Source organism: Prochlorococcus marinus str. MIT 1013 (assembly GCF_027359395.1).
In the GTDB taxonomy this organism is placed as follows: Bacteria; Cyanobacteriota; Cyanobacteriia; order PCC-6307; family Cyanobiaceae; genus Prochlorococcus_B; species Prochlorococcus_B marinus_E.
Window position 1 is genome coordinate 854524 of sequence record NZ_CP114778.1, and the last position, 12049, is coordinate 866572.

The window sequence follows — 12049 nt, forward strand, 5'->3', positions numbered from 1 at the left end:
ATCACCGATTTACCAGAACCCCTCAAATTGCTTGGTATAACTAGTAAAACTGACACATGGGGCCATAGCTCAGCTGGTAGAGCACCTGCATGGCATGCAGGGGGTCAGCGGTTCGAGTCCGCTTGGCTCCATTAGGTTTTAAAGGATCAGGAAAGAGAAACTGGTGTGTTTAGGCGGTGTGTTCCTGCTCGTTACGGAATACCCCATTGTTGCTATTGCAAATAGTGCTAAAGTCTGAGCACTAGAAGGACTGACCGTTCAAATTAACGGGTTAAATCGGGTGATAGCTAGGGAAATATATTTAAAGGATTGGTATGACTAGAAAAAATGACAAGAGAGAGGGAATCCCTCCTCAATATCGACATTTCGATAAAGCCAAGGGGAAGGCAATTGATCATGGTTCCACTGAAGATTTTGTTACTCGTCTTGAGTGGCGTTACTTCAAGTACCTAAGTGATATTTTTTCCTATGCAACTTGGAATGGTGAAAATTGGGTAAAGCCTAATATTGATAATTTCCCTAATCCAATTGAACAGGATTTTCCTAATTTAATTGCAGACAATCTTGAGGTTAGAGATACTCTTATTAGCAAAAAATGGATTTTTCAATCAACTGACCAATATTGGATTGAAGCTCTTAAGTATCATGTTTATTTAGAAAATGGCGGGAAAGATAAATCTCTGCCTAACCCTAATATTCATAAAACTGAGTGGATTGAGAATCCAGAGGCAAAGCCAATCAAAGTCTTATTTAATAATCAGACAGGTGAGGTTTCTCTAGCACCAGTAGAAGAGCAGTAGAAATAAATGAAAAATACTACGGATTTAATGCTTCGGACCTCCGAGGCTGCTCTTGCTTTGGGTTGTTCTACAGACACGCTCAAAAGGAAACGTGAATCACAAGGAGGATTCCTAGAGGCTGGCTTTCATTATTTTTATGGTGATTGCACAAATTCTCCAATTATTTGGAATGTTCAGAGATGCCGAGAAGCATTTCATAAAAGAGGCGTTACAGCTCGTAAGGCTTTAGAGGAGGCGAAAAAATGACTCTTGATTTTGAATGCGACTCCAAAGATATGGATCAAAGAACCGCTGGTTTATTAGAGGCTGCTTCTTCGATTTATCACCTAGTTATTGAATGGTCTCCAGACCTCCAAGAAAGAGACGAAGTTACAAAGCAAGCCCTGATTAATGCTGCATTTATTAAAGGGGTCAATGTTCTCCAGATAATTACTGGTGTTGATCACAAAGATGCAGTCGAATGTCTTATTGAAGCTTGTGACCGAGAGACAAAAAGCAGAGTCAATATTGAATACATCAAAAGACAAATGGGATGGGAGGAAAATGACTGAGCAGAAAAAAAGCCCCGATGCTAACGAGGCTCCTAAAAAAACTATCAAAAAGATCTTAATTGATTTAGCGAATGATTATTTTCAATGCTGGCTGCCAGCTTTAAAAGGAGATAGTTCTAAGTTTTTAGGAAGACGACTTGCCATAGCTCAGGCAGAAATCACTCGGATTGTTAACGACAACGAAATTCTTGTTGCGGCTAATAAGCATTTGCTTGAGCGAGTTGCTCAATTGGAAATCGGTTATTCACAACTATGTGATGCCCATGACGAGAACAAACGATTACACCATGAGATTGGAGTCAGGCAAAAAAAGCACATTGAAACATGTGATAAAAATTTCCTGAATCTCAAGGGTGCAATCGAAGAGTTGAGGGGTTCTTGAAATGGATTCCTCAAAAACTTGGAAAGAGCAAGCCCTAAGGCTTAAACCCTTTGATGGGCATTTAATCCCTGTCAGACCAAACGGCTACAGAATTGATGGACCTGTAAAAGATCACAATTTTACAGTTGAACAAATCCTTGATTATCCAAATCTAAGAGCCATTGAGTTAAGGACTTCAAGCGCGCTTATGTGCATTGATTTTGACTCAGAGAAAGCTTTTGTATTTGCAGAAAGTAAGGGCTTTAACTGGGCTGAAAATCTCACATGGATTATTCAAAGAGATAACCAATTCTCCAGAATGAAAGTTCTTTTTAAGAGAACACTTGAGCAACAAAAACTTGGAGAGTTCTATCTACCCGTCCCTGAACATGATCTAGAAGTATTTTCTAGAAGTACTAAACCTGTAACTGTTCTTGGACATCACAGGGAAAGCGGCATTTATAGATGGTTTGGAACAGGGCCAGAAACATTAATTGATTGCCCCAATAAAGTCTGGAATTTTGTTGTTGGATTAAAGGAGGAAGACGACAAAAAGAAAACTATTAAAACCACTTCGATCAGTAAAAGTTCAAGTGGAAGTTGGAAGCCAATTAGACCGTGCCCAATTTGCAATCGACAAAAAGACGATGATTGCTCAATCAATGTTTTAGGTGATTTTGTTCAATGCCATCACGGCAAAACTAATCATCCACCCCATTTAAAAATGGGAGAAACTATCCATTTATCTGGAGAGGATTGGGCATTTTGTGGCTTTGGTTCAAATGCAATAGGTGAGTTTTCAAAGTTCAAAATTCATAAGCCAACAAATTTACAACTAATCAATAAACAATTACTTGAGAGGGCAAATGTTCAAACTCTCTAATGGATTTAAAACAAAAAATGGTGAGATAAAGGCTCAATCAGTCAATCCTGGGCAATTAACCATGCTCCTAGAAAATGAGTTAGGCAAGGATCTTAAGCTCAATCTTTTAATAAATGAACCAGAATATAAAGGGAAAAAATTGGATAACTATTTTGTAGAAAATTTTTATATCCCCTTAAGTGAAAGGGGTTATGAGATAAGAAAAACTGCTGCTACTGATGCACTAATATTTGCCGCTAGTAAAAATAGTTATCACCCTGTTGTAGATGATTTAAAACGCATTGAACAAGATCAATCAATTCAACCAATTGAACTTGAGAAAGTAGCTACTAATTATTTAAAAACGAATGACAAACTTTATGATGCAATGTTTTCAGTTTGGCTAATTGCTGCGGTTGCTAGAGCTTTTGATAATGGCTGCAAATTTGATAATTGCCTTGTACTTCAAGGGAGGGAAGGTATTAGGAAAAGTACGCTTTTTCAAGCTTTAGCAGGTGATCGAGATTTCTTTTGCGATACATGGCAAACAAATCAGCAAAGGCTATACATGGCTATTGATCAATGCTGGATTTATGAATTAGCAGAGTTAGATCGTATGACTAGAAAAAATGATCAGGAAACATTAAAGGCAATATTTGGAAGTGCATTTGATTCTTATCCACCACCTTATGCAAGGTCAATTGGTAAATTTCCTAGACCGAGTGTTTTTGCAGCTACATCAAATCGGTTTGATTTTCTAAGTGATCCATCCGCAGATCACAGAAGATATTGGGTTATTCCACTAAAACTTAATCCAGATAAAGAGGAATATATAGATGTAGAAAAAGTAGAAGCTGATCGAGATGCAATTTTAAAAGCCGCGATTATTGAATACAGGAAAGGCACCAAACCTAAGTTGCCTCAGAAGCTGCAAACTGAATCAAATAATAGGAATAGTGACTTCTTAGCCGAACATCCTTTCATGGATTCATTAGCTGAATGGGTTATAGGTGAATATGTGTTTACTACTGCGGATGCACTTATAGGTGCAGGTCTTAGAGAAAAGGGAAAAGTCTCAGACTATGACTTAAAGAAAGCCTCTGAGTGCTTACAAGCTTTGGGGTATGAAAAAGATAAGCATCAAACATCTGGAGCGGCTGGAAAGAAAAGATATTGGAGAAAGCCTGAGGAAGCCTGAGTCACGAAAACCCACTAGGCAACTAAAAAGTGATTGATTATCCTCATGTATCATCTTTTTTATAAAAGAAAAAGAATAAATATAAGTAATTAGTGGAAACATTTTCGTAAAAAACGTGAGGTACCTGAGGATGCTTCACTTTGTTGTGAAATTTAATTATTTAGTTTTCTTTTTTAGTTGTATTAAAGACGAATTAACTGAAAATAAGAGACATTTATTAAAGAATTAGCGATAAATAAGAGCAAATAAGAAAAACAAGAAAAAACCCCAGTATTTGCAACCTGCCTCAGGCTTTATCTTTCCTAAAGTCTGCTATATGAGAAATCCAATTCTAGCCAAATATAGAACGGACGACGATCTGCCAAAGGTTCCTGACCCCTCGGAAGACGCTCTCACCTCGGCACAATTTCGCCGTTATCAAAAATCATTATTAGAGGATTCACCTAATGACTACGGCTTCAGCGATTGAGCAAAAAACTTATAGAAGGTTTCTTGAATTAGAAAAGACAGAATTAGAAAATGACACTCTTGAATTGAGCTTTAGTTCAGAGACTCCAGTTCAAAGAGCCTTTGGTTCAGAAGTGCTATCACATGAACCAGACGCAGCAAATCTCACTCGATTAAATGACTCAGCTCCAGTTCTTTGGGCACATGATCCAACTCTGCAAATAGGAGTTGTGCAAAGAGCATGGATTGAAGGCGGTAAGGGAAGAGCAATTATCAAATGGGGTAATTCACAACTAGCTCAGGAGAAAAGAGCAGATGTTGAAAGCGGTGTAATTCGCAATGTGAGCATTGGATATTCAATAGACCAAATGGACGAGAACGAAAAAGGGGAGATGGTCGCTACACGGTGGACGGGCTTGGAGATTTCTCTGGTCAGTGTCGCCAGTGATCCCCATGTCGGCATTGGCCGCAGTCATCCGACTTACTCAACTCCTAAAGAGGAAACTTCAAAAATGTCTAACTATGTAACCGCTTATTCAGAGCCTCAACAAACAAGAGGCGAATTTGAAGAAGAAGCTTCTCAGTTTTCAATTGTTAAAGCGATCCAAGCACAAGCCTCTGGCAACTGGTCAGACGCTGGAAGAGAGCGCGAAGTTCATCAAGAACTAGCTGGTAAATATGGTCAGCGTTCAGCAAATGGTGTTCTAGTTCCTAACCAGTCTTGGCAAAAAAGAACATTCGTTGCGGGCACAGCCTCAGCAGGTGGAAACCTAGTGGCCACAGACGTTTTGGCTGATTCATTCGTGGACGCTTTAAGGCCAACTTCTGTAGTAATGCAAGCGGGTGCAACAGTCCTCGGAAACCTTCAAGGCAATGTTTCAATACCTAAGAGAACAGGATCATCTACTGCTGCATGGTTTGGTGCTGACGATAGCGACGCTCTCTCAGAATCTGTCGGAACTTTCGGAGCTATTGCATTAAGTCCAAAAACTGTTGGCTCATACAGCAAGTACAGCAGATTGATGAAATTGCAGGCCACACCTGATATTGAGAACCTAATTCGCCAAGACATGTTGGAGAAAATTGGAACTCAAATAGACATTGCAGCAATCGCAGGAACTGGAAGTTCTTCACAACCGACTGGAATTTTATCTGCTTCAGATACAACAGTTACAGCCCTTGCCACTAACGGCGCGGCGGCTTCAATTGACACTCTGATCACATTGAAAAAATCTGTATCTGCTGCAAATGCTGATGATGGTTCATGCTGCTATTTGATTAATTCAAAAGTTGAATCAGCACTATCTCAGTTGAAAGATTCCAATGGTGCTTACTTCCTAAATCCTTTTGGTGGTGAATTGGGAGCTGCTCGTTTCGCAGGTCGTCGCATGTTGGTATCTAACAATGTTCCTTCCAACTTGACCAAAGGTTCAGGTTCAAACTTGAGCGCGATCATCTACGGAAGATTTAGTGACGTTATCGTGGCTACATGGTCAGGAATTGAAATAGATGTTGATCCATTTACCGATTTCGCCAAAGGCTCAGTGGGCGTAAGGGCTTTGACCTCTTTAGATGTTGGCGTTCGTCACGGCGAAAGCTTCGGTTTGGTTAAGGATGCTGTAGCTGCGTAATAAAAGAGGGATGATCCGACTTTGCCTTGTCGTTATAAGTCGGGAGAGATTATTACTGTTCTCTCTGGTGGTGCTGTCATCCCTCAACTAATTGGGGGGAAGTCTTTTACAAGTGGGCGGTCAACTACTTGGGTTTGTGATCCCTCCAATACCACTAGGCATTCAATAGTTTTAATCACGGGCTATAGATGTAAGTCCTAATTCTTTTTCCAAAGTGCTCAGGGGTCCTATCTAGCAATACTTTGAGGGTATATTCGAACCGCGGTTTTTTTCTAGCGTCACCCCTGAAAACTGTGGACACCTTAACTAATCCAATTTCCTCTAAGGCCAATTAGAGAGTGATAGAGAAGCTTTTAGGCTTTTAGCTATGGACACTTAAGTTAACCAATGGTTTTCAATTATGGCAATTGCAACTTTTACAGAAGCATCAAATTTGCTCGGCTACAAAAGCAGATCAACCTTGTACAAGCTTAAAAAGGATGGTTTGCTTGATGACTATTTAATCGAAATCAAAGGAAGATCTCACCTGATATTAAAACCAGTAGGAAAGCCCAGATTGGAGGATTATTTACTTCAAATTCTGCAATGGAGACCCAATGGTGTCTTGTGTAAGCATTACTAAAAGTATGGACACGCTATAGCCCCTATTGACAAATTAACCGCTCTAATTGACTGCTATAACTGCCTATTAACCAGTGTCCACAACTATTTTGGTTGACGCTACATAGACTCCGAGCCCTTCGGATGACCCATTCAGGCAGCCCCAGAAAGAACCTATTTACCTTTTAGACAAATTGCACTTATGCCCCAAGCATCGCCATCCCAATTTTTCTTGTTGCGAACAATATCTTTTTGCTCATCACATTCCTCTTCTGAACTGGTTGGAATCTGCCAAGCTGGAGAATCTGTACCTCCATTAACCAATAGCCACCAAGTCTCAGCTTTTGCAACAGTAGGAATAAGAAGCGATGCAAAAAGGGTTACGAATAAAAAGCGGCGCATAAGATAAACAAGTCGAAAGCGTAGGGCGTGTGTCCTCCATCGACATATAAGCATTTCTAAAAACTAATGACATCTATTACATGCGCTTTGGCGTGGCTTTGTGCCGTGCTGATGGTTCCTCTAATGCTGTTTATCTGGGCGTTAGATACCAAGAAAACAAGAATTAACAGGTATAGAAGTTATGGGTGGAGCTGGAAAAAGATCGGCTCTATTTATAACGTCAGTCCTAGCACTGTTAGGAGATGGTCAATGCAGTGATTCTCTTTACAGTTTCAGCAGTGTCTGCCTCTTCAGTCCATTTTCCATAATGCTTTTGATGAGTTACAGGATCATGTCCCATTAGTGCGGCTAAGTCTCTTAAAGGAATAGATCTTGAATAATATTTGGCCCCTCTCCATGCGTAACCATGCCGCAGACCGTATGGAGTTAAGCCACTCCTAGCTTTTAGTAGAGATTGCCAGTAAGGGTGTCTATCCAAATATTGTTTGAATCTCTGGCCGCACTCTTTATATGGGCTAAGTGGTGTTTTATCTTTTTTTGCTCTTTCTTGATTCTTTGCTTTCATTGCTTTTTCATCCTGCAAGGTAAGAATTGCTTTTGGAAGTTTTACTAATCCGCTTGCATATTGTGCAATTACTTTCTGGCCTTCATTTGGTAATTCTTTTAGATCTAAAGCCATCACTCTCCGTTCTTTTTGATCCTCATCATTAGTATTTGCATTTCGTTTAACTGGGCCAACATATAGATTTCCATCTTCAACTTTTAAAGTCATCAACTCTGAGGGTCTTAGTCCGAATAATCCAACAAGTGCTACTGCGAGTTTTAATTCTGGATTGTCATATAAAGAATCCAATAAACCAAATAATTCATCTGGCCTAACAGGAATAGTTGACTTTTTACTATTGGCTTTTGTTCTTTTTCCAATAAGTGATTTTATTTCATCCTTTTCAGGTGGAAGCCATTTTGTATCTGCCCCACATTTTTTGACTGCAAATTCTAAAAATCTTTTTAAGTCTCCAAATGTTGTTACTCTTCCTCTTCCTCCAGATGGAACATCTTTTAAAAACTCAGAATTATATTTTTCAATAACTTGCTTGCCGTCATGTGCGGCATTTTTATTTGCATTTATAAGGCTTATAACTCTTTCAATTTTGTATTTTTCATTAGTGCCATAATTACTTTCTTTTACCTCTCCAGATTTAATTCTTGCTTTTTTATATTCCTCAGAAACTTTTAACCAATCAATCTCATTTGAATTTTCTTTTTTAGGTGTTTTGGCAACTAATAAATAAGCAGCGGCTAAATCTAAATTCAATTCATCCATCTTTGATTTGATGGAATTAACCAAAGCAATCATTTGAGAAACACTGCTTTTTCTAAAAGGTATTTGTGTTCTTACTGTGGGCCTTCTTGCTCCCTTCCTTGGACCATCAATCTTTTGAATTTTAAATCTATCTTTATCACCCTCTAACACCCAACCAGCTCCATGCTCACTCCTTACTAGAGATCTCAGGTCTTTTAGCCAAGTTGGTGCTTTTGCCAAGGGTGGTGTTTCTTGTGGTGTGTTTTTTAGATGCCTGTTGTAGCAGGGCTTTTAAGGATTCTTAATCCATTTTTTCTGATACCCTGCCTGTTATGCAGGTGGTCAATGGATTTATGCAGGTGGTCAAGTTTTAAATCCCCTGAATTGTTGTCAGGGGGTCAAATTTGTAAAAAATAGTGGTGTGTTTATCTGGTGTGTTTTATAGCATTATTTGCCCTAGAAAGCTATAGCAAGTTAAGCAATACTTTTGTAACTCCTTAGTATTACTAGGCTTTTTCGCTGCAACTAAAAGGATCTCAAATATTGATTTCCCTGAATGGCATGCAGGGGGTCAGCGGTTCGAGTCCGCTTGGCTCCATTAGATTTTCTCAGTCACAGCAATAGATTTCAGGGAATTTACGGTAGCGCGTGAATAATACGATATTGCTTGATATAGCTAGATATATCTATTATGCGCTCATTTTTAGCTCTGTAATCCTATGCGGGAACAATGGTTTCAACTATTAAGGAAGCAACTTAAATCTGAGCCTGGAAAAGCTGGGATTTGCACGCAATAGTTGAAATAAAAAGCAGTTCAATTCAGTTAAGTCTTCAATACGCGCATCAGGAGCTTGAGTAGGCCTTACAAGTTATAATCCTAATAAATAGATTCTTTATAAAACAATAGATGTGACTGAGGGGAAAAGGAATCAAAAACAAGAAGGCTCTGAAGTAAAAACATTCACAGTTCCATTCGCCTTAAAAGAAAGCAAAGAAAATATATTCAATAAGGCAAGAAAGTTACATCAAAAAGGAAATATTCCAGAAGCAGTCAAACATTATCAACAGATAATAAATCAAGGATGTAATGATCACAGAGTTTTTTCTAATTATGGAGTGATATTGAGAGGTCTTGGTAAATTAAAAGAAGCAGAATTAGTAACTCGAAAAGCAATTGAACTGAATCCTGATTTTGCAGATTTGCATTCTAATCTGGGAATCATTTTGAGAGATCTAGGTAAATTAGAAGAAGCAGAGTTATCCACTCGTAAGGCAATTGAACTCAATCCTGATTTCACAAATGCTTATGCAAATTTAGGGGAAATATTGAGTAATCTTGGCAACTTAAAAGAAGCAGAATTATCAACTCGAAAAGCAATTGAAATCAAACCTGATTCCGCTATGGCGCATTCCAATTTGGGAATCATATTGCAAGATCTCGGCAAATCAGAAGAAGCAGAATTGTCCACTCGAAAAGCAATTGAAATTAAATCTGATTACGCAGAAGCACATTACAACCTGGGAAATATATTAAGAGATCTTGGTAAATCACAAAAAGCAGAATTGTCCTACCGCAAAGCAATTGAAATCAAACCTGATTACGCAGATGCATATTGCAATTTGGGAAATATATTAAGAGATTTTGGTAAATCACAAGAAGCAGAATTGTCCTACCGCAAAGCAATTAAAATCAAACCTGATTTCGCTATTGCTCTTTCTAATTTGGGAGGTCTATTGATAGATCTCGGCAAATCAGAAGAAGCAGAATTGTCATACCGTAAAGCGATTGAAATCAAACCTGATTTCGCAGAGGCTCATTCCAATCTGGGAAACATATTGATATGTCTAGATAAAGAAAAAGATGCTAAAAAACACTTCTCTTATGCTTTAGAAAATCAACCAAATAATATTTGTTTTTATATAAACTCCAAATTAAGATTATCACCAATATTGAATAATATTGAACAAATAGATACTGAGCGTGAACAATACAAAAGACAACTAGAAATATTAAAGAATAATAAAAATATGTTTTATGAAGGCACACAAACTTTTAATACAAATATTTTTTACTTTGCATATCAAAACAGATTAGATGATAAGTATATTCTTGAGGAACTGAGTGATACAATATCCAAAGTTAAAGGAGTAATATTTAAAGATTTTTCTAGGAGGAAATATCTAGCAATTTCATCAAAAAGAACTAACTTGAAAGTAGGTATTTGCTCTGAGTTTCTTAGAAATAGTCATACCATTGGTAAATTATATACAAAAGTTATATTAGATTTATTAAAAGCTGGTATTGAAATTAATATTTATATTCCACCAAATAAAATCAGTCATTCAGATAAAGATCTAGTTGAAAATATCTTCAAAAGAGTGATCTATCTTCCAAAGTCAATAGATAAAGCAAGCAGGTTAATATTCTCAGACGACCTAGATGTCTTATTTTACCCAGATATTGGTATGTCTAACTATACATACATTCTTGCATTATCAAGATTAGCATTGGTTCAAGCTACCAGCTTAGGTCATCCAAATACCTCTGGAATTAAGAATATAGATTATTTTATTACTAACGAAATAGTGCCTCACCATCCATCATCTAGTTATACAGAACGCTTAATAAAATTCAGTAGATTGCCTTTCAATTATCCAACTCCAAAAATCAATGAATCAAACTTGTCTAATAAAAATATAATAAATTCTGATGATAATTTTATAATTGGACTTACGCAGTCGTTATTTAAGCTTCATCCTGATTTTGATAAAGTACTAGAATCAATATTAGATGAGATAAAGAATGCATGTTTAATACTTATAAAAGATAAACATGAATATACAACAGAAAAATTAAAAAATAGATGGAAAAAGCAAAGTAGTTTACTGCTAGAAAGATCAATCTTTTTAGATAGAATGTCTAAAGATGATTTTATTAATACAACAAAAAACTGTCATATAATGCTTGATCCATTCTACTTTGGAAGCGGAAATACTTTTTACGAAGCAATGGCTTTTGGTATACCATTTATTACTTATCCATTCAGTCAAAGAGGTAGTTTAGTTGCTTCAGGGTATAAACAAATGGGCGTAAAAAATCCTCCTATTGCTTCATCACCTGAAGATTATATAAATTGGTGTAAAAAATATGCAAATAACAGTTTGCTTCTTAAAAATACAAAAGATGAATTAAAAGAAAGAGCTCAGAAATATCTATTTAATGATAATGAAATATACAAAGAATATTATACATTTTTTACTGAGGCTGTAAAAATAGCAAGACAGGGAGAATTTCTTGAAGATAATTGGAAACCCTTTACTTCAAGCAAAATTTAATCCAAAGTGATTTTATAAAACTATTATTTTTGGTAAATAGAATTATTACTAGATTTTTCTCACTCGATTGTCATATGAAGAATCAGCAGCTAATCCAGCCAGTGAAATTATTTGTCTAGCGCAGGCAGCAAGCAACACCACTTGATTGGTTATGAACCAGTTTTTGTTGCATAACCTTGTTCAAGATTTACGAGTAGCTTTGCGGTGATTTGAAGTGCTTCATGCCATGCAGGTGCTCTACCAGCTGAGCTATGGCTCCAAATCGTTAACATGAAAGTGATTGCAATCAATCTCAGGCAACATAACCATTATACTTCACTACCTAAAGTTGATAAAGTTCCCGACACTATTAACGAAGGGGAAAAAGTTTTCCCGAAGAAAAAGCGGTGGGTAATTAGCAAATGCTTTTATTTTCAATAGGTCTGGACTAATTACTTCCCTTCAAAGAGAAATCAACTCATGCTTATTTACAGCGAGTGAATTTCTTTCTGAAGTTAAAAACTAAAAACCCTAATCAGACATATAATCCAAATAAATAGATTCTTTATAAAACAATAG

Annotated in this window: 13 protein-coding genes and 1 tRNA gene; 11 read left to right on the plus strand and 3 right to left on the minus strand. The window is 37.1% G+C overall.

Annotated elements, in window-relative coordinates; translation table 11 throughout:
- Positions 1–58: 58 nt before the first annotated feature.
- The 9 genes from O5633_RS05315 to O5633_RS05355 all read left to right on the plus strand — a co-directional run bounded on the left by O5633_RS05315 (position 59) and on the right by O5633_RS05355 (position 6472).
- Positions 59–131: transfer RNA gene (locus O5633_RS05315), tRNA-Ala, on the plus strand.
- Positions 132–314: 183 nt separating this feature from the next.
- The gene (locus O5633_RS05320; protein ID WP_269611086.1) at positions 315–800 is read left to right on the plus strand and encodes a hypothetical protein; all 486 of its coding nucleotides are present in this window, start codon (positions 315–317) and stop codon (positions 798–800) included.
- 6 nt (positions 801–806) lie between these two features.
- The gene (locus tag O5633_RS05325; protein ID WP_269611087.1) at positions 807–1046 is read left to right on the plus strand and encodes a hypothetical protein; all 240 of its coding nucleotides are present in this window, start codon (positions 807–809) and stop codon (positions 1044–1046) included.
- Positions 1043–1351, plus strand: a complete 309-nt coding sequence (locus O5633_RS05330) for a hypothetical protein (RefSeq protein WP_269611088.1) — start codon at positions 1043–1045, stop codon at positions 1349–1351. Before O5633_RS05325 ends, O5633_RS05330 begins: the two co-directional genes overlap by 4 nt.
- Positions 1344–1733, plus strand: a complete 390-nt coding sequence (locus tag O5633_RS05335) for a hypothetical protein (protein ID WP_269611089.1) — start codon at positions 1344–1346, stop codon at positions 1731–1733. Before O5633_RS05330 ends, O5633_RS05335 begins: the two co-directional genes overlap by 8 nt.
- A 1-nt stretch (position 1734) precedes the next feature.
- Positions 1735–2595, plus strand: coding sequence for a hypothetical protein (locus O5633_RS05340; RefSeq protein ID WP_269611091.1), 861 nt, complete (start codon positions 1735–1737; stop codon positions 2593–2595).
- Positions 2579–3772 carry a VapE domain-containing protein gene (locus O5633_RS05345; RefSeq protein WP_269611092.1) on the plus strand — a complete coding sequence of 398 codons (1194 nt, stop codon included), beginning with the start codon at positions 2579–2581 and terminating at the stop codon, positions 3770–3772. The genes O5633_RS05340 and O5633_RS05345 overlap by 17 nt, the downstream gene beginning before the upstream one ends.
- A 446-nt stretch (positions 3773–4218) precedes the next feature.
- Positions 4219–5850, plus strand: a complete 1632-nt coding sequence (locus tag O5633_RS05350; RefSeq protein ID WP_269611093.1) for a phage major capsid protein — start codon at positions 4219–4221, stop codon at positions 5848–5850.
- A 400-nt stretch (positions 5851–6250) separates the two neighbouring features.
- Positions 6251–6472 carry a hypothetical protein gene (locus O5633_RS05355; protein ID WP_269611094.1) on the plus strand — a complete coding sequence of 74 codons (222 nt, stop codon included), beginning with the start codon at positions 6251–6253 and terminating at the stop codon, positions 6470–6472.
- Positions 6473–6624: 152 nt separating this feature from the next.
- Here O5633_RS05355 and O5633_RS05360 read toward each other — a convergent pair whose 3' ends face one another.
- On the minus strand, positions 6625–6852 hold the full coding sequence (locus tag O5633_RS05360; protein ID WP_269611095.1) for a hypothetical protein: 228 nt from the start codon (positions 6850–6852) through the stop codon (positions 6625–6627).
- A gap of 123 nt (positions 6853–6975) precedes the next feature.
- Between O5633_RS05360 and O5633_RS11705 the strand changes: the two genes are divergently transcribed.
- A complete protein-coding gene (locus O5633_RS11705) occupies positions 6976–7110 on the plus strand; it encodes a helix-turn-helix domain-containing protein (RefSeq protein ID WP_420063628.1) in 135 nt (44 codons plus the stop codon).
- Here the strand turns inward: O5633_RS11705 and O5633_RS05365 are convergent.
- Positions 7088–8395: a hypothetical protein gene (locus O5633_RS05365; RefSeq protein WP_269611096.1), complete on the minus strand. Its 1308-nt coding sequence runs from the start codon at positions 8393–8395 to the stop codon at positions 7088–7090. The genes O5633_RS11705 and O5633_RS05365 overlap by 23 nt on opposite strands.
- 669 nt (positions 8396–9064) lie before the next feature.
- Between O5633_RS05365 and O5633_RS05370 the strand changes: the two genes are divergently transcribed.
- Entirely contained in the window at positions 9065–11491 is a 2427-nt protein-coding gene (locus O5633_RS05370) for a tetratricopeptide repeat protein (RefSeq protein ID WP_269611098.1), read from the plus strand.
- Between the two features lie 149 nt (positions 11492–11640).
- On the opposite strand, the gene O5633_RS05375 is transcribed toward O5633_RS05370, so the two are convergent.
- The gene (locus O5633_RS05375) at positions 11641–11763 is read right to left on the minus strand and encodes a hypothetical protein (protein ID WP_269611084.1); all 123 of its coding nucleotides are present in this window, start codon (positions 11761–11763) and stop codon (positions 11641–11643) included.
- Between the last annotated feature and the right edge of the window lie 286 nt (positions 11764–12049).